Annotated in this window: 20 protein-coding genes; 11 read left to right on the forward strand and 9 right to left on the reverse strand. The window is 74.2% G+C overall.

The window, feature by feature from the left end:
- Positions 1-6: 6 nt before the first annotated feature.
- The 7 genes from ABZ493_RS17190 to ABZ493_RS17220 all read left to right on the forward strand — a co-directional run bounded on the left by ABZ493_RS17190 (position 7) and on the right by ABZ493_RS17220 (position 4,465).
- Positions 7-1,080: an LLM class flavin-dependent oxidoreductase gene (locus tag ABZ493_RS17190; protein ID WP_430583369.1), complete on the forward strand. Its 1,074-nt coding sequence runs from the start codon at positions 7-9 to the stop codon at positions 1,078-1,080.
- Positions 1,081-1,143: 63 nt separating this feature from the next.
- Positions 1,144-1,401 carry a type II toxin-antitoxin system prevent-host-death family antitoxin gene (locus ABZ493_RS17195; protein ID WP_430583370.1) on the forward strand — a complete coding sequence of 86 codons (258 nt, stop codon included), beginning with the start codon at positions 1,144-1,146 and terminating at the stop codon, positions 1,399-1,401.
- Positions 1,398-1,784: a type II toxin-antitoxin system VapC family toxin gene (locus ABZ493_RS17200; protein ID WP_430583371.1), complete on the forward strand. Its 387-nt coding sequence runs from the start codon at positions 1,398-1,400 to the stop codon at positions 1,782-1,784. The genes ABZ493_RS17195 and ABZ493_RS17200 overlap by 4 nt, the downstream gene beginning before the upstream one ends.
- Positions 1,785-1,846: 62 nt before the next feature.
- Positions 1,847-2,575: an MBL fold metallo-hydrolase gene (locus tag ABZ493_RS17205; protein ID WP_430583372.1), complete on the forward strand. Its 729-nt coding sequence runs from the start codon at positions 1,847-1,849 to the stop codon at positions 2,573-2,575.
- Positions 2,576-2,613: 38 nt separating this feature from the next.
- Entirely contained in the window at positions 2,614-3,519 is a 906-nt protein-coding gene (locus ABZ493_RS17210) for an LLM class flavin-dependent oxidoreductase (protein WP_430583373.1), read from the forward strand.
- A gap of 65 nt (positions 3,520-3,584) precedes the next feature.
- Positions 3,585-4,061: a hypothetical protein gene (locus ABZ493_RS17215; RefSeq protein ID WP_430583374.1), complete on the forward strand. Its 477-nt coding sequence runs from the start codon at positions 3,585-3,587 to the stop codon at positions 4,059-4,061.
- Positions 3,992-4,465 carry a GNAT family N-acetyltransferase gene (locus tag ABZ493_RS17220; protein ID WP_430583386.1) on the forward strand — a complete coding sequence of 158 codons (474 nt, stop codon included), beginning with the start codon at positions 3,992-3,994 and terminating at the stop codon, positions 4,463-4,465. The genes ABZ493_RS17215 and ABZ493_RS17220 overlap by 70 nt, the downstream gene beginning before the upstream one ends.
- Before the next feature lies 1 nt (position 4,466).
- Here ABZ493_RS17220 and ABZ493_RS17225 read toward each other — a convergent pair whose 3' ends face one another.
- From ABZ493_RS17225 to purS, 3 genes are read right to left on the reverse strand one after another with little or no spacing between them, the layout of a single operon-like run.
- A complete protein-coding gene (locus ABZ493_RS17225; RefSeq protein WP_430583375.1) occupies positions 4,467-4,991 on the reverse strand; it encodes a GNAT family N-acetyltransferase in 525 nt (174 codons plus the stop codon).
- The gene (gene purQ, locus ABZ493_RS17230; protein WP_430583376.1) at positions 4,988-5,716 is read right to left on the reverse strand and encodes a phosphoribosylformylglycinamidine synthase subunit PurQ; all 729 of its coding nucleotides are present in this window, start codon (positions 5,714-5,716) and stop codon (positions 4,988-4,990) included. Before purQ ends, ABZ493_RS17225 begins: the two co-directional genes overlap by 4 nt.
- Positions 5,716-6,003, reverse strand: a complete 288-nt coding sequence (purS, locus tag ABZ493_RS17235) for a phosphoribosylformylglycinamidine synthase subunit PurS (RefSeq protein WP_079575850.1) — start codon at positions 6,001-6,003, stop codon at positions 5,716-5,718. Before purS ends, purQ begins: the two co-directional genes overlap by 1 nt.
- 233 nt (positions 6,004-6,236) lie before the next feature.
- Here purS and ABZ493_RS17240 point away from each other — a divergent pair, with 233 nt between their 5' ends.
- The gene (locus ABZ493_RS17240; RefSeq protein WP_430583377.1) at positions 6,237-7,037 is read left to right on the forward strand and encodes a septum formation family protein; all 801 of its coding nucleotides are present in this window, start codon (positions 6,237-6,239) and stop codon (positions 7,035-7,037) included.
- Positions 7,038-7,076: 39 nt separating this feature from the next.
- Here the strand turns inward: ABZ493_RS17240 and ABZ493_RS17245 are convergent, their stop codons facing one another.
- On the reverse strand, positions 7,077-8,045 hold the full coding sequence (locus tag ABZ493_RS17245; protein ID WP_430583387.1) for a phosphoribosylaminoimidazolesuccinocarboxamide synthase: 969 nt from the start codon (positions 8,043-8,045) through the stop codon (positions 7,077-7,079).
- A 125-nt stretch (positions 8,046-8,170) separates the two neighbouring features.
- Positions 8,171-9,451 carry a phosphoribosylamine--glycine ligase gene (gene purD, locus ABZ493_RS17250; protein WP_430583378.1) on the reverse strand — a complete coding sequence of 427 codons (1,281 nt, stop codon included), beginning with the start codon at positions 9,449-9,451 and terminating at the stop codon, positions 8,171-8,173.
- A gap of 60 nt (positions 9,452-9,511) precedes the next feature.
- Here purD and ABZ493_RS17255 point away from each other — a divergent pair, with 60 nt between their 5' ends.
- Entirely contained in the window at positions 9,512-9,883 is a 372-nt protein-coding gene (locus ABZ493_RS17255; protein ID WP_430583379.1) for a nuclear transport factor 2 family protein, read from the forward strand.
- Here ABZ493_RS17255 and ABZ493_RS17260 read toward each other — a convergent pair.
- The 3 genes from ABZ493_RS17260 to ABZ493_RS17270 form a co-directional block, all read right to left on the reverse strand.
- Positions 9,880-10,599: a transporter substrate-binding domain-containing protein gene (locus ABZ493_RS17260; protein WP_430583380.1), complete on the reverse strand. Its 720-nt coding sequence runs from the start codon at positions 10,597-10,599 to the stop codon at positions 9,880-9,882. The genes ABZ493_RS17255 and ABZ493_RS17260 overlap by 4 nt on opposite strands.
- Positions 10,596-11,891 (reverse strand): adenylosuccinate synthase, encoded by a 1,296-nt coding sequence (locus tag ABZ493_RS17265; RefSeq protein ID WP_430583381.1) that lies wholly within the window; start codon positions 11,889-11,891, stop codon positions 10,596-10,598. Before ABZ493_RS17265 ends, ABZ493_RS17260 begins: the two co-directional genes overlap by 4 nt.
- Before the next feature lie 138 nt (positions 11,892-12,029).
- A complete protein-coding gene (locus ABZ493_RS17270; RefSeq protein WP_429735554.1) occupies positions 12,030-12,392 on the reverse strand; it encodes an STAS domain-containing protein in 363 nt (120 codons plus the stop codon).
- 86 nt (positions 12,393-12,478) lie between these two features.
- Here ABZ493_RS17270 and ABZ493_RS17275 point away from each other — a divergent pair, with 86 nt between their 5' ends.
- Positions 12,479-12,928 carry a DUF3151 domain-containing protein gene (locus ABZ493_RS17275; RefSeq protein WP_430583382.1) on the forward strand — a complete coding sequence of 150 codons (450 nt, stop codon included), beginning with the start codon at positions 12,479-12,481 and terminating at the stop codon, positions 12,926-12,928.
- A gap of 28 nt (positions 12,929-12,956) precedes the next feature.
- On the opposite strand, the gene ABZ493_RS17280 is transcribed toward ABZ493_RS17275, so the two are convergent.
- The gene (locus ABZ493_RS17280; protein WP_430583383.1) at positions 12,957-15,158 is read right to left on the reverse strand and encodes a SpoIIE family protein phosphatase; all 2,202 of its coding nucleotides are present in this window, start codon (positions 15,156-15,158) and stop codon (positions 12,957-12,959) included.
- Between the two features lie 180 nt (positions 15,159-15,338).
- On the opposite strand from ABZ493_RS17280, the gene ABZ493_RS17285 reads away from it, so the two are divergent.
- Positions 15,339-15,692, forward strand: a complete 354-nt coding sequence (locus tag ABZ493_RS17285) for an STAS domain-containing protein (protein WP_430583384.1) — start codon at positions 15,339-15,341, stop codon at positions 15,690-15,692.
- Positions 15,693-15,749: the final 57 nt, after the last annotated feature.

Consider the following 15,749-nt stretch of genomic DNA (forward strand, 5'->3'; position numbering starts at 1 on the left):
CAGGCGATGAACGCCGCCGCCCCCGCCCCCGCGCCCACGTCCCCCCGACTGTCCGTGCTGGACCTGGTCCCGGTCCGCACCGGCCAGTCCAGCCCGCAGGCGCTGGCCGCCTCGCTCGCGCTGGTGCGCCGGGCGGACGAGCTGGGCTTCGAGCGGTTCTGGTTCGCCGAGCACCACAACATGCCCGCCGTGGCGGCCTCGACGCCGCCGGTGATGATCGCAGCGGCCGCCGCCGTCACCGAGCGCATCCGCGTCGGCTCGGGCGGGGTCATGCTGCCCAACCACGCACCGCTCGTCGTGGCGGAGCAGTTCGCCGCGCTCGAGGCGCTGGCCCCCGGCCGCGTGGACCTCGGCATCGGCCGCGCCCCCGGCTCCGACCCGGTGGTCACCGCGCTGCTGCGCCAGTCCGGCCCGACGTCCGACGTCGAGCGGTTCCCGCAGCACGTGCGCGACATCCTCTCCCTGATGAGCCCCGACGGCGCCGCCCTGCGCCTCGGCGACGGCAACCTCTACGACGTGCACGCCACCCCCGCCGCCGACGGCACCCCCACGGTGTGGCTGCTCGGCTCCAGCGACTACTCCGCCCGCCTCGCCGCGGAGCTGGGCCTGCCGTACGTGTTCGCGAACCACTTCTCGGGCGCGGGCGTCGACCAGGTGCTCGCGCTCTACCGGGACAACTACCGCCCCAGCGCCGCCCACCCGGAGCCGCAGACGTTCCTCACCGCGAACGTCGTCGTCGCCCCCACGGCCGTCGAGGCGCACGAGCGCGCCCTGCCGCAGCTGCGGTCGATGGCCCGCCTGCGCACCGGCAAGCCGATGGGCCGCGCCGAGACGGTGGAGCAGGCCGCCGCCGACCCGCTGGACCCGATGGCGGAGCAGATCGTCGCGGACATGCGCTCGCGCTGGGTGGTCGGCGAGCCGCACCAGGCCGCCGCCCAGCTCCGCGACCTCGCCACCCGGCACGGCGTGGACGAGGTCATGGTCGTGCCCGTGGCCGGCTCCTACGAGTCCGAGCCGCTGGACGCCACGCCCGGCCGGATCCAGACCTTGGAGCTTCTTGCGGACAGTCTCGCTAGGTGACCATCGGCGCACGCGCACTGATGGACTAACCTGACTTAGTCTGATTGGTCCAGGAGGTGCTCGATGAAGACCGTCAACGTCCACGAGGCGAAGACCCACCTGTCCAGGATCCTCGCCGAGGTCGAGGCGGGCGAGGAGTTCACGATTGCCCGTGCCGGAAAGCCGGTCGCGCGCGTCACCGGGGTCGACCAGGAGCCGCTGCCTCGACGGCGCCTCGGCGCGCTACGCGGGCGAGCCGTCGTCCCAGACGACTTCGACACGTGGGCACAGGAGGAGATCCAGACGATGTTCGAGGGGTCCGGCGAGCAGGCAACCCCGTGAGATATCTCCTCGACACCAACCTCGTGATCCGCGCGTTCTACGAGCCGGAGAAGCTCTCCCCTGACACCGTGGACCTGCTGTCCGACCCGTCGGTCGACGTGCGGTTCAGCGCCGTCAACATCTGGGAGATCGCCATCAAGGCGGCGCTCGGCCGCCCGGACTTCACCGCGGACGCGCGCGCCGTACGGGACGAGGCGCTCGCGGCAGGCTTCGCGGAACTCGTCGTCGACGGCGCGCATGCAGCAGCGGTTGGCGACCTCCCCCCGATCCATTCCGACCCCTTCGACCGCCTCCTCATCGCCCAGGCGATCGTCTCGGACTCAGTCCTGCTCACATCGGACCGCACGGTCGCGCGGTACACGGCGCCGGTGCGGCTGAGCTGATGCCCGGCCGGTCGCGGTTCACCCACCCCGTCACCGTCGTCCGCGCAGACAATCCCGGACCGATGACGCTGGACGGCACACGCTCGTACGTCCTGCGCGCGCCGGGGACGCCGTCGTGCGTGGTCGTGGACCCCGGCCCGGACGAGGAGAGGCACCTCGCCACCCTGGCCGAGGCGGGCCCGGTGGAGCTGGTGCTGGTCACGCACCGGCACGCCGACCACACGGCCGGGTCGGCCCGCCTGCGCGCGCTCACCGGCGCCCCGGTGCGCGCCGCCGACCCGGAGCACTGCCACGGCGGCGACCCGCTGCGCGCCGGAGAGGCGATCGAGGCCGCCGGGGTGCGCATCGACGTCCTCGCCACGCCGGGGCACACCGCCGACTCGGTGTCGTTCGTCGTGACGGTGCCCGGCGGCGCCGGGACGGGTGCGCCCGTGGTCCTCACGGGCGACACCGTGCTCGGGCAGGGCACCACCGTCATCGCCGAGCCGGACGGGTCGCTGCGCGACTACCTCGCGAGCCTCGACGTGCTGGAGCGCGTCGGCGACGGCCACGTCGGCCTGCCCGGGCACGGCCCGGCGATCGACGACCTCGGCGTCGCGGTGCGCGCGTACCGCGCCCACCGGCTGGAGCGCCTCGACCAGGTGCGGTCCGCGCTCGCGGCGCTCGGCCCGACGGCGGACGCCGACGCCGTCGTCGCGCACGTCTATACCGACGTGGACCCGTCGGTGCGCCGCGCGGCGCGGCAGTCCGTCGTCGCGCAGCTCGCGTTCCTGCGCGACGAACCCGCCTGACCCGGGCGGGTGTCGGCGTCCCGCGGCACGATGGCTGGATGACGGTCACCCCTGCCCCGGAAGCCCGCCCCGCCGTCCGCCTCGGCATCGCCTTCGTCCCCACGATGGAACCGGAGTCGCTGCGGTCCCTCGCCACCGCCGCCGAGGCCGCCGGCCTGGACGACCTGTGGGTGTGGGAGGACTGCTTCAAGCAGAGCGGCGTCGCGTCGGCCGCCGCCGCGCTCGCCTGGACCGAGCGGATCCGCGTCGGGATCGGCCTCATGCCGGCCCCGTTGCGCAGCACGGCGGTGACGGCGATGGAGGTCGCCACGGTCGCGCGCATGTTCCCCGGCCGGTTCGTGCCGGCCGTCGGGCACGGTGTCCAGGAGTGGATGGAGCGGTCGGGAGTGCGGGTCAAGTCGCCCCTCACGCTGCTGCGCGAGCACACCGAGGCGCTCCGCGCCCTGCTCGCGGGCGACGAGGTGACCACGTCGGGGCGCTACGTGACGCTCGACCAGGTCCGCCTCGACTGGCCCGCGCCGGAGGTGCCGCTGGTGCTCGGAGGCGTCGGGCCCCGATCCCTCTCCCTGGCGGGCGAGCTGGGCGACGGCGTCATCCTCGCCAACGCCCTCACCTCCGACGACGTGCGCAGGGCCGCGGACACGGCCGGCGCCGGCGCTCAGGCGGCGGGCCGGCCCGCGCCGGGCATGTACGCCACGCTCATCGCCGCGACGGGCGACGGTGCGCAGCAGCGGCTCGACGCCGAGCTCCCGCTGTGGGGCGCGCGGCCTGGGAGCGGGGTCGGCGCGGCCGGCGACGCCCGCACCATCGCCGACGCCGTGCTCCGGCTGGCCGCGGCCGGCGCCTCCGCCGTCTCCGTGCAGCCCACGGCCGACGAGCCCGACCTCGCCGGCTTCGTCGACATGCTCGGCCGCGAGGTGCGGCCCCTGCTCGACCAGGCATGACCGCCCTCGACCGGTCCGCGAGATTCGCCCTCCCCGGGGACGAGTACCGGACCTACGATTCGGCCATGACGACGACGCCACCCGACCCGTTCGAGCGCCCGAGCACGCCGCCCTCGCCGGACCCGCAGGGCCAGCCGTTCCCCCCGGACGGCTCCACGGCCGGCGGCCCGCCGCCGTACGGCACGGGTGCCGTCGTCCCGTCACCGCCGCCGCCCGTCGTCTACCACCAGCAGCAGGCCTACCCGGCGCCCCAGCCCTACCCGCCGTACCCGCAGCAGCCGGTCCCCGCCAGCAGCGGCCTCTACGTCGCCGCCGCGGCGATCAACTGGGTCGTCCTGGCCCTCCTGACGGTCTCGACGTTCGGGATCGGCATCATCGCGGCGGCATGGATGATCCCGATGACGATCATGACCCACAAGGGCGCGAAGGACCGGTACCAGCACACCGCCCTCGCGGTCTGCACCCTGCTCTTCTGCGGTCTGATCTCCGGCATCCTCATGCTCGTCGACGAGGGCAACCGCCACCCGAGGCCGCTGCCGTAGAACGAACGAAGGAGCACACCATGGAGTGGAAGATCGAGCTGATCCACGTACCCGTGAGCGACGTGGACCGGGCGAAGGAGTTCTACGAGCGCGTCGGCTTCCACCCCGACCACGACCAGCAGGTGAACGACGACCTGCGGTTCGTGCAGATGACGCCGCCGGGCTCGGCCTGCTCCATCGCGTTCGGCACGGGGCTGGGCGGCACGCTGCAGCCGGGTCAGCTGGACGCGATCCAGGTGGTGGTGCCCGACGCCGACGAGGCGCTGGCGCACCTGCGGAGCGTGGGCGTCGAGGCCGACGGGGTGGACGACCAGGCCTGGGGCCGGTTCGTCACGTTCGCCGACCCGGACGGCAACTCCTGGACGCTGCAGCAGCTGCCCGCGTGGTCCGCGAACGCGGGCTGAGTCAGAGCCGCTTGCCGTAGCAGCGCTGCTGCTCGAAGTGCGCGTGGTCGCCGAACGACTCGATCGACTCGTACCCGATGGCCTCGTACAGCGCGATCGCCTCGGGCTGCGCGGTGCCGGTCTCGAGCACGAAACGGCGGAAGCCGACCTGGCGGGCGGCGCGCTCCAGCTCGGCCATCAGGCGCCGCGCGACGCCGCGACCGCGCACGTCGCCGTCCACGTACAGGCGCTTGACCTCGCCGGTCGCGGCCGGGTGGGTGGTGCCGCGGCCGCGCCGGTCGTCCGTGCCGGAGACGTCGCGCACGGCGGCGGTGCCGACGGGGCGCCCGTCCAGGCGCGCGACGAGCGTGACGACGATCGTCCGCGGGTCGATCGCCGGCGCCTCGTCGTCGCCGCCGTACCGCACGGCCATCTCCGCCTCCTGCGCGGCGCGCAGGGCTGCCGCGGCGGGGTCGTCCCACGCCACGGCGTCGACCGTCAGGCCCTCGGGCCCGACGGTCGTCGGGAGGATGGTGGTGGCGGTCATGCCGAGACGAGCGAGGCGAGCACCGACGTGAAGAAGCCGAGCCCGTCCGTGCCGGAGCGCGGGCCGGCCTCGCCGTCCGGGCCGAACCCGGCCTCGACGGCGTGCTCCGGGTGCGGCATGAGGCCGACCACGTTGCCGCGCGCGTTGGTGATGCCCGCGATGTCACGACGCGAGCCGTTCGGGTTCCAGCCCTGGTAGCGGAACACGACGCGGCCCTCGCCCTCGAGCTCGTCGAGGGTGCGGTCGTCGGCCACGAACTGGCCGTCCTGGTTCTTCAGCGGGATGGTGATGTGCTGGCCGGGCCGGTACTGGTTGGTCCACGCCGTCGACGTGTTCTCGACCGACAGCACCTGCTCGCGGCACACGAAGTGCAGGTGGTCGTTCTTCACCATCGACCCGGGCAGCAGGTGGGCCTCGGTCAGCACCTGGAAGCCGTTGCAGATGCCGAGCACCGGCATGCCGCCCTTCGCGGCGTCCACGACGGCGTCCATGGTGGGCGCGAAGCGCGAGATGGCGCCGGCGCGCAGGTAGTCGCCGTAGGAGAAGCCGCCGGGCAGGACGACGGCGTCCACGCCCTGGAGGTCGCCGTCGGCGTGCCACAGGGACACGGGCTCGCCGCCCGCGAGCCGCACGGCGCGCGCGGCGTCGCGGTCGTCGAGCGTGCCGGGGAAGGTGACGACGCCGATCCGCGCCGTGTCGAGACTGGCGAGGGTGCCGGCGGTCATCAGGCCACGCCCTCGGCGGTGATCGTCCCGGCGGCGTCGGTCGCGGCGTCCGCGACGCGCACGACGTCCTCGATGACCGGGTTGGACAGCAGCGTCTCGGCGGCCTGCTGCGCGGCGGCGAGCACCTCGGGCGTGACGTCGCCGTCCACCTCGAGCTCGAACCGCTTGCCCTGGCGCACCCCGCTGAACTGGGTGAAGCCGAGGCGGGGCAGTGCCCCGACGACGGCCTTGCCCTGGGGGTCCAGGATCTCGGGCTTGGGCATGACCTCGACGACGACGCGTCCCACGGGTGCTCCTTGGATCGTGACCGGTAGCTGGCCGGGTGGTCCAGCGGCCGCCGCTCCTCAGGTCCCGGCACGGACGGCACCGCGGGGGCGCGCGCGTGGCGGGCGGGGGCACGACGGCGGGATTCCGCGACGAGTCTACCGCCCGGCGCGCTAGCCTTCGGACGCCGTTCAGCGCGGCCGGGCGACGACGCCGTCGACGCCGCGTCATCCCCATCGCACCGACCCGAGGAAGCATGTCCGCACCCACCCCTCCGCCGTCCGGCGCCAGCGTCCCCGACCCCTACTCCACCCCCGGCGCCGACAGCCCGCCGGCGGCGCCGTACGACCAGCCCGCTCCGCCGCCCGGCGCTCCCACCGCCGGGACGACCACGCCGTACGGCGCGCAGCCGCCGTACGCGTTCGCCCCGCCCCGCAGGACGGACGGCGTGTCGATCGCGGCGCTCGTCACCGGCGTGCTCGGCATGGCGCTGATCCCGCTGGGCCTCGGCATCGCGGGCGTCGTGCGGACGAAGGACCCGGCCCGCTCCGGCCGCGGCCTCGCGATCGCGGGCATCGTCCTGGGTGCCCTGAGCACGATCGGCTGGGCCCTGGTCGCGACGCTCCTCGTCGCCGTCGCGACCGACGACGCCGTCCAGGACGCGATCGTCGACGGCTACCAGCAGGGGATCGAGCAGGAGCTGAGCTTCGGCTACGGCCAGGGCGAGTGCTTCGACCTGGCCGTCGACGCCGTCGACCTGAGCGAGATCGCCCCCGCCGACTGCGAGGGTTCGCACACCTCGGAGGTGATCGGCACCCACGACCTGGAGGGCGACGCCTTCCCGGGTGACGAGGCGATCGAGGAGACCTTCAACGAGCTGTGCCCGCGCACCTTCACGGTGTACGTCGGGTCGGACATCGCGTCCTCGAGCCTGACGATGTGGTACGTCGCGCCGAACGAGGCCACCTGGGCGCTCGGCGACCGCGAGCTGGTGTGCGTCGTCGAGAAGGGGGACGGCTCGCAGCTCACCGGCAGCGTGACGGCCTCGCGCATGTGACCCCCGCGCCGCTGCGCGGGCGGGCGTCACCGCCCGCGCTCAGCGCAGCGGCGCCCCGGTCAGCCGCTCGTACGCCTCGAGGTAGCGGTCCCGCGTGCGCTCGACGACGTCGGCGGGCAGCGCGGGCGGCGGCACGTCCGAGGCACGGTCCCAGCCGGAGGCGGGGGACGTCAGCCAGTCGCGCACCGACTGCTTGTCGAAGCTCGGCTGGGAGCGGCCCGGCTCCCACTCGTCCGCGGGCCAGAAGCGCGACGAGTCGGGCGTGAGCACCTCGTCACCCAGCACGGTCGCCCCGGTCGCGGGGTCGACGCCGAACTCCAGCTTGGTGTCCGCGAGGATCACGCCGCGCTCGCGCGCGGTCTGCTCGGCGCGGGCGTAGACCGCGAGGGTGAGGTCCCGCAGGCGCGTGGCGGCGTCGTCGCCGATCCGGCGCGCGACCTCCTCGAAGGGCACGTTCTCGTCGTGCTCCCCCACCTCGGCCTTGGTGGCGGGGGTGAAGATCGGCTCCGGCAGGCGCGACCCGTCGACGAGGCCAGCCGGCAGCGGGATGCCCGTGACCTCGCCGGACGCGCGGTACTCGGCCAGGCCGGACCCGGTGAGGTAGCCGCGCGCGACGCACTCGACGGGGAACATCTCCAGCCGGCGGCAGATCATCGCGCGGCCGGCGACCACGTCGGGCACGAGGCCGTCGCCGGGCTCGGCGCTCGCCTCGGTGGACACGACGTGGTTGTCCACGACGTCCGCGAGCTGCTCGAACCACCACAGGCTGAGCTGCGTGAGCACCACGCCCTTGTCCGGGATGCCGGGGGTGAGCACGTGGTCGTGCGCGGAGAGGCGGTCCGAGGCGACGACGAGGACGACGTCGCCCAGCGGGTGCACGCCGCCCAGAGCCGGCAGGTCCGGCTCGTACAGGTCGCGCACCTTGCCGGAGTAGACGTGCCGCCACCCCGGCAGGTCGAGCGGTCCACCCCCGAAGGCGTCGCTCTGGTCGGCACCGGGCTGGTTCACGTCGTGCGTCTCGGTCACGGCGCCCAGTCTCTCATCGCCCCGCGGGGCGACGCCGAGCGTCTCCAGCAGTCAGGATTCGGGCCTCGAATCCGGACCGGCAGAGACGCTCGCGCGGGTCCCGGGCCTCAGGGGACGGCGACCTCGCCGCGCTCGGCCTTGAGCGCGATGTCGCTGCGGTGGTGGGAGCCCTCCAGCGCGATCTTCGCGACCCCGGCGTAGGACGCCGCCCGCGCGGCGGCGAGGTCCGTGCCCCGGCCGACGACGGACAGCACGCGGCCGCCCGCGGACACCAGCGCGCCGTCGACGACGGCGGTGCCGGCGTGCAGCACGTGCACGCCGTCCAGCGCCTCGGCGTCGGCGATCCCGGTGATCGCGTCGCCCTTGCGCGGCGACTCGGGGTAGCCCTGGGAGGCGACGACGACGTTCACCACGGCGTCCTCCGACCAGTGCAGCGGCTCGATGCCGTCGAGGCGACCGGTGGCGGCGGCGAGCAGCACGCCGGACAGCGGGGTGCGCAGCCGCGCGAGCACGGCCTGGATCTCCGGGTCGCCGAAGCGCGCGTTGAACTCCACCACGCGGGTGCCGCGCGAGGTCAGCGCCAGCCCCACGTAGAGGACGCCCGAGAACGGGGTGCCGCGGCGGGCCATCTCGTCCACCGTGGGCTGCGCGATGCGGTCGACCACCTCGGCCACCAGGCCGGACGGCGCCCAGTCGAGCGGCGTGTAGGCGCCCATGCCGCCCGTGTTGGGGCCGGCGTCGTCGTCCCCCACGCGCTTGAAGTCCTGCGCCGGCACCATCGGCACCACCGTGGTGCCGTCGCACAGGCAGAACAGCGACACCTCCGGGCCGTCGAGGTACTCCTCGATCACGACGCGGCCGTCGTCGCCGCGCGCGTCGAGCGCCTCACGGGCGTGCGCGAGGGCGGCGTCGCGGTCCGACGTCACGACGACGCCCTTGCCGGCGGCGAGCCCGTCGTCCTTGACGACGTAGGGGGCGCCGAACGCGTCGAGCGCGTCGGCGACCTGGTCCAGGGTCGTGCACACGTGGGCCATGGCCGTCGGGACGGCCGCGGCGGCCATGACGTCCTTCGCGAACGCCTTCGAGCCCTCCAGCCGGGCGGCCTCGGCCGACGGACCGAAGACGGGGATGCCGGCCTCGAGGACGACGTCCGCGACCCCGGCCACGAGCGGTGCCTCCGGCCCCACCACGACGAGGTCGACGCCGAGCGTCCGGGCGAGGGCGGCGACGGCGCGGCCGTCGTTCGCGTCCACCGGGTGCAGCGCCGCCTGCGGCGCCATGCCCGGGTTGCCCGGGGCGGCGTGCAGCTCGTGCGCCGGCTCCTCCGACGCGAGGGCGTGGACGATGGCGTGCTCGCGGGCACCGGTCCCGACGACAAGGATCTTCACGGGCGACAAGTGTAGGAGGCGCGGGCGGGCGGCGTCGGTGGCGACCGCCATGCTGACGTCATGACCACCGCCGCTCAGCTGCTGCTGTCCCTGTCCGACCGGATCGACGCGCAGGACTGGGAGGGGCTGTCCGCCCTGCTCGCACCAGACTTCCGGGCCCGCTACGTGCACACCGGCGAGGAGTTCGACAGGGAGTCGTTCGTCCGGCTGAACCGCGACTACCCGGGCTCGTGGCGGTTCGAGCACGAGGACGTCGTCGACGGCGGCGACCGCGGCGTGCTGCGAGCCCGCGTCAGCGACGCGACAGGCGAGAGCGACGAGGTCTACCACGTGGCGTCGTTCGGCACCGCGGGCGACGACGGCCTGCTGCACGAGCTGGTGGAGGTGTGGGCCGACCAGGTGCCCGAGGCGCCCTCGCGCGGTCGCTCCTAGCCCTTCGGCGTCGGGACCGTGGCGTCCTGCCCCGACCGGGCGAGCGAGTCCGCGACGAAGCCGTCCGCGGTCAGCTCCGCGACGGCATCGCGCAACCAGGCCACGGCGACGGGGTCGCGGTCGCGGCCGGTCGCGACGGCCTGCCGGATCTCGGTGAACCGCGGCTCGACGACGCGCAGCCCGGGGTGCTCGGCGACGTACCGGGTCAGCGGCTGCCGGATGCCGGCCGCCACCTCGAGCCCGTGCTCCTCGAAGGCCAGCGTGCCGTCGGCGCCGCGCACCACCTCCGCGCGGGTCAGGGTGCGGCTGAGGAACAGGTCGTAGGCCGAGCCCTGCTTCACCCCGACGCGCACCCCGGGCCGGTCGACGTCGTCCGCCGTCCGCACGGGCGAGCCGTCCGGCACGGCGAACACGCCCTCGATGAGCACGTACGGCGCGGTGAACGCGACCTGCTCGGCCCGCTCCGGCTCGGCGGCGAGGAAGCCGACGTCGGCCCGGCCGTCCGCGACCGCCGCGAACGAGTGCCGTGCGGCGTCGACGCACTCCAGCGCGCTCTCGACGCCGAGGCGCCGCGCCAGCTCACGGGCCAGGTCGACGGTCACCCCGGACGGGTCCTGGCGGGTGCCCTGCGCGAGCACCGGGTTGCCGAGGTTGACCACCGCGCGCAGCGCGCCCGTGGGGGCGAGCGAGTCGACGACCTGGCCCGTCGCCGTCATGCGCGGGTGTGGATGAGGTCGTGCACCGGGATGATCTCGTCGCGCCGCGGGCCGACGCCGACCGCGGAGATGCGGCAGCCGGACAGCTCCTCAAGGCGCGCGAGGTAGGCCTGCGCGTTGGCGGGCAGGTCCTCGATGGTGCGGGCGTGCGAGATGTCCTCCCACCAGCCCGGCATCTCCTCGTAGATCGGCTTGGCGTGGTGGAACGCCGACTGGTCGTCCGGCATCTCGTCGTAGCGGGTGCCGTCCACGTCGTAGGCCACGCAGACCGGCACCTTCTCCAGGCCCGTGAGCACGTCCAGCTTGGTCACCACGAGGTCCGTGAGGCCGTTGATGCGCGACGCGTAGCGCGCGATGACCGAGTCGTACCAGCCGCAGCGGCGCGCGCGGCCGGTCGTGACGCCGTACTCGCCGCCGGTCTTGAGCAGGTACTCGCCCATGTCGTCGAACAGCTCGGTGGGGAACGGGCCCTCGCCGACGCGCGTCGTGTACGCCTTGATGACGCCGATGACGGAGTCCACGCGGGTGGGCCCGATGCCCGAGCCGGTCACCGCGCCGCCGGCGGTCGCGCTCGACGACGTGACGAACGGGTAGGTGCCGTGGTCGACGTCGAGCATGGTGGCCTGGCCGGCCTCGAACAGCACGTTCTTGCCCGCGTCGAGCGCCTGGTTGAGCACCAGCGGCGTGTTGGCGACCATCGGGCGCAGCCGCTCGGCGTGCGCCAGCAGCTCGTCGACCGTCTCGTCGATCTCGACGGCCCGGCGGTTGTAGACCTTCACCAGCAGGTGGTTCTTCTGGTCGAGGGAGCCCTCGACCTTCTCCCGCAGGATCTTCGGGTCGAACAGGTCGGCGATGCGGATGCCGACGCGGTTGATCTTGTCGGCGTACGCCGGCCCGATGCCGCGGCCCGTGGTGCCGATGCGGCGCTTGCCGAGGAAGCGCTCGGTGACCTTGTCCAGCGTGCGGTGGTAGCCCGCGATGACGTGCGCCTGGCTCGAGACCAGCAGGCGGGAGACGTCCACGCCCCGCGCGATGAGGTCGTCGAGCTCCTCGAACAGCACGTCGATGTCCACGACCACGCCGTTGCCGATGACGGGCACGACCCCGGGCGACAGGATGCCGGAGGGCAGCAGGTGCAGGGCGTACTTCTCGTCGCCGATGACGACGGTGTGACCCGCGTTGTTGCCGCCGTTGAACTTCACGACGTAGTCGACCCGGGACCCGAGCAGGTCCGTGGCCTTCCCCTTGCCCTCATCGCCCCACTGGGCACCGACGAGCACCACGGCTGGCATGTGAAATCTCCTCGCGTCGACGGGGCCCGGCGTGCCACCAGCATCTCCGTGAATCCCACGCCGCCTGAGGGGCGGGCCTCCTGGTCCGGGCCGCGCCCGAGTTTACCCGCCCGTGACCTGCCCGTCGGTCCGGCGCGCTCAGCCCGCCGGGTGGTGCGTGGCCGGGGTCGACGGCGCGGGCGCGGACTCGCACCGGTGGTCGCGGTCGATGCGGAACAGGTCGAGGGCCCCGCACACCTCGAGCACGAACAGGTCGCGCTCGTCCGCGCCGCGCAGCACCGTGGCGCCGCCGCGCTTGCGGCCGGCGTCGGCGAGGGAGATGAGGAACGCGGCACCGGTCGAGTCCATGAACGTGACGCGGCACATGTCGATCACCAGCAGCTGGCGCCGCAGCCCGACCACCCGGGTGGCGATCTCCGGGAACTGGTCGCGCTCCGCGAGGTCGAGGTCACCGGCGATCACGAGCGTCGTCGTCGTGGAAGACGTCGCGATCTCGATCATGGAGCGAGCGTACCCGCGACCGGCCTCGCGCGGTGCTCGAGGCGTCGATCTGTGGAGCAGGCGGGAGTCGGGCCAGAATGGGCGCCATGACCTCCCCTGTGGACGACCTGCTCGCCGGCCCGCCCCCGACCCGCCTGCCCGACGACCACCCCCAGGTCCGCGACGGCCTCGACGTCGGCGCTGACCCGGCCCAGCTCGCCGCGGACCACCCCGCGTCGTCCCTGGCCTGGGCCGTGCTGGCGGAGCGCACCCTCGACGGCGCGGGCGCCGAGCCCAGCGCCGCGCGGTCCGTCACGGCCTACGCGTACGCGCGCACCGGCTACCACCGCGGCCTCGACGCACTGAGGCGCGCAGGCTGGCGGGGCCAGGGCCCCATCCCCGCCGACCACGTCCCCAACCAGGGCTTCCTGCGTGCGCTCGCAGCCCTCTCCGAGTCCGCCGCGCAGATCGGCGAGGCCGACGAGGCGGAACGCTGCGCGCAGTTCCTGCGCGACTCCGGCACCTCGCCGGAGGAGGTCCGAGCGCTGCGCGACTGAGGGCGTCCGTGCCTTCCACCAAGGCAGGTCAGCGGGGCGCGACGGCGTCCGCGTGCAGCTTGGCCCACACGAGCTTGCCGGAGCCGGCGGGCCGCCAGCCCCAGTCGGCGAGCCGCTCGACGATCTGCATCCCGAACCCGCCGACGCGGTTGGGATGGCCGTCGGTCGTGACGGGCGGGGCGGGGTTGGAGTCCTCCACCTCGATGCGCAGGCCGTCCCCGGTGTCGAAGAGGCGCAGCGCGATGTTGCCCCAGCCGTGCAGCACGCCGTTGGCGACGAGCTCGGAGACCACGAGCTCCGCCGAGGCCGACTCCGGCAGACCCCACGCCTGGCAGGTGCGCAGCACGGCGTGCCGGGCGCGTCCGATGGAGGCGGGCTCGCTGGGCAGCAGCCACCGCCGCGACCGCGGGCTGAGCGGCTGCACCTGCGCGTCGGCGACCGGGTCGGGCACGCGCACGACGACGAGCGCGACGTCGTCCTCGGGGGCGTCGGCGAGCCGGGACAGCAGCTCCTCCCCCACGCCGGCGGCGTCGCGCGCGGTGATGCGCCCGGACGTCTCGACCAGCGCGTCCAGCCCGACCTTGAGCGACCGGTCGCGGCGCTCGATGAGGCCGTCCGTGTAGAAGAGCAGCACGTCGCCGCGGCGCAGCTCTGCCTGCCCGGTGGTGCGCGGCTTCGACCCGAAGCCCACCAGGGAGCCCGCCCCGCCCGCGAGCTGGGTGACCGTGCCGTCGCGCAGCAGCAGCGGCGGCAGGTGGCCGGCGCGCGTGTACTGCACGGTCCAGGCGTCGCCGTCCTGCTGGTGCCGGAGCGTGGCGTAGACCATCGACGCCGACCGCGGGATGCGCATCCCCGTGACGAGCTGGTCCACCCGGTCCACGACGATCCCCGGGGTCGCGAGCTCGAACGCGTACGACCGCACCACCGACCGCAGCTGCCCCATGGCCGCCGCGGCCTCGACGTCGTGCCCGACGACGTCGCCGACCACCAGCCCGACGGTGCCCTCGTCGATCTGCAGGACGTCGTACCAGTCGCCGCCCACCTGGGCGTGCTCGGCGTTGGGCGCGTAATAGGTCCACACGTCGAGGCCGGAGACGTCGGCCTGCTCGGGCAGCATCGCGCGCTGCAGCGCCTCGGCGAGGCGGTGCTCGCGGGCGTACAGGCGCGCGTTGTCGATGGCGGTGCCGGCCCGGCGCGCCACCACCTCGATCACCGTGTGCACGTGCTGCGGCTCGCCCGGGCCGGGCCGGACCTCCTCGGTGACGGTGCCGTCGGGGGCCACGCCCACGCCGTGCCACGTCGCGAGCAGCCCCAGCACCCGGCGGCGCCCCGCCACGGCGTGCACGACGACGGCGCGCGGCAGTGCCCCGGTCTCCTCGACCACGCGGCGCAGCAGGTCGCGGCGCAGCCAGCCGGACGCGGAGTGCGCCGGGAAGCCCGCGCCCAGGCGGAGCATCACGGGGCCCTCGACGACCCCCTCGAGCAGGTCCTGCACCTCGTCCCGGACGGGCTCGCGCGTGTCGTCGCCGTCCGCGGGCGCGTCCGGTCGTTCCCCGGGGACGTCGGCGGGCAGGTCGGGCACGTAGCGCGCGTGCCGGCGGCCACGGCCGCTCGGCGGGGACGCGACGTCGACGCCGTCGGCGAAGGCGAGCCCGTCGTCGTTCACGTAGAAGCCCGCCCAGGGCACCAGCGCGCGCAGCAGGTCGGCGATGTCGCGCAGCGCGTACGGGTACTCGAGGTCGCCCAGCAGCTCGGTGGTCTGGGCGATGAGGTCGAGGTCGGCGCGCTCGCGGCGCTCGACCTCGAGGGAGGCGAGCTGGTTGGCCTGCCGCTCGACGTGCGTCGACACGTCCGTCGCGGTGCCGAACCAGTGCTCCGCCGGCCCGTGCTCCCCCGGCACCGGCGACATCGTGATCTGCCACCAGGTGGCCCGGCCGTCCATGAGCCGCCCGCTCACCATCCGGGTGGTGGGGCGCCCGGCGCGCAGGTCCCCCTGGCTGCGGTCGCGCTCCGCGTCGTCGTCGACGAGCTCCAGGAGCGGGTGCTTGCCGAGCACGGCGAGGTCGTTGACGCCGATCCCGGACTCGCGTGCGAAGGCGTCGTTGATCCACAGGACGGGCATCCCGTCCTCCCAGGCCCCGGTGACGAACGCCGGGATGACCGCGGCCGCGACCGCGCTGTCCAGAAATCCGTCCGGAAGGGGCGGCACAGGACCGGATGATTCGGTCATAATGCCTCCACTGCCGAGATTCCCCGCCCTGGTTGGTGTTCTTGCTGGTCATTCAACCGTAGATTGGTGTCCGCCGAGACTCGAGGTGAACGCCCCGCGCGTGGAAGGAGCACCGTGCACGACGGATCGAACGCGACCCCACGTGACCTGCGGCGTGCGGACGTGAAGGAGGCAGACGCGGTGCCTGAGCTGGGAGACCCCGCGAGCGTGCACGTCATCGTCGGCGCGTCCCGCGCCCGTGTCGTGCTGTCCGGCGAGATCGACGCCGACATCGGAGCCGAGCTGGGCGAGGCCATCTCCGACGCCGAGGGCTCCGGCCTCCCCGTCGAGATCGACGCCCATCACGTCACCTTCATGGACTCGTCCGGTGTGGCGTTCCTCGCACGCCTCGCGTCGCGCAGCCCGCACCGCGTCCGGGTGCTGCGCGCGCCGCCCACCGTCCGCTTCCTCCTCGAGGTCACCCGCATCGGCGAGCTGCTGGAGATCGTCGACGTCGACCCCGGCTTCGACCTCGAGACCCCGACGGCGAGGTAGTACGGATTTCGCCGAGGTAGTACGAAGGCCGGCCCGCATCGCGCGGGCCGGCCTTCG

Source organism: Isoptericola sp. NPDC019482 (genome assembly GCF_040632295.1).
Classification (GTDB): domain Bacteria; phylum Actinomycetota; class Actinomycetes; order Actinomycetales; family Cellulomonadaceae; genus Isoptericola.

Excerpts from the sequence above, each read along its gene's own strand:
- ABZ493_RS17205 (WP_430583372.1), top strand. The coding sequence starts at position 1,847 with ATGACGCTGGACGGCACACGCTCGTACGTCCTGCGCGCGCCGGGGACG.
- ABZ493_RS17280 (WP_430583383.1), bottom strand. The coding sequence starts at position 15,158 with ATGACCGAATCATCCGGTCCTGTGCCGCCCCTTCCGGACGGATTTCTG.
- purQ (WP_430583376.1), bottom strand. The coding sequence starts at position 5,716 with ATGACCGCCGGCACCCTCGCCAGTCTCGACACGGCGCGGATCGGCGTC.
- ABZ493_RS17195 (WP_430583370.1), top strand. The coding sequence starts at position 1,144 with ATGAAGACCGTCAACGTCCACGAGGCGAAGACCCACCTGTCCAGGATC.
- ABZ493_RS17260 (WP_430583380.1), bottom strand. The coding sequence starts at position 10,599 with ATGACGGCGACGGGCCAGGTCGTCGACTCGCTCGCCCCCACGGGCGCG.
- ABZ493_RS17240 (WP_430583377.1), top strand. The coding sequence starts at position 6,237 with ATGTCCGCACCCACCCCTCCGCCGTCCGGCGCCAGCGTCCCCGACCCC.
- ABZ493_RS17215 (WP_430583374.1), top strand. The coding sequence starts at position 3,585 with ATGACGACGACGCCACCCGACCCGTTCGAGCGCCCGAGCACGCCGCCC.
- ABZ493_RS17275 (WP_430583382.1), top strand. The coding sequence starts at position 12,479 with ATGACCTCCCCTGTGGACGACCTGCTCGCCGGCCCGCCCCCGACCCGC.
- ABZ493_RS17210 (WP_430583373.1), top strand. The coding sequence starts at position 2,614 with ATGACGGTCACCCCTGCCCCGGAAGCCCGCCCCGCCGTCCGCCTCGGC.
- ABZ493_RS17270 (WP_429735554.1), bottom strand. The coding sequence starts at position 12,392 with ATGATCGAGATCGCGACGTCTTCCACGACGACGACGCTCGTGATCGCC.
- ABZ493_RS17225 (WP_430583375.1), bottom strand. The coding sequence starts at position 4,991 with ATGACCGCCACCACCATCCTCCCGACGACCGTCGGGCCCGAGGGCCTG.
- ABZ493_RS17190 (WP_430583369.1), top strand. The coding sequence starts at position 7 with ATGAACGCCGCCGCCCCCGCCCCCGCGCCCACGTCCCCCCGACTGTCC.
- ABZ493_RS17255 (WP_430583379.1), top strand. The coding sequence starts at position 9,512 with ATGACCACCGCCGCTCAGCTGCTGCTGTCCCTGTCCGACCGGATCGAC.
- ABZ493_RS17265 (WP_430583381.1), bottom strand. The coding sequence starts at position 11,891 with ATGCCAGCCGTGGTGCTCGTCGGTGCCCAGTGGGGCGATGAGGGCAAG.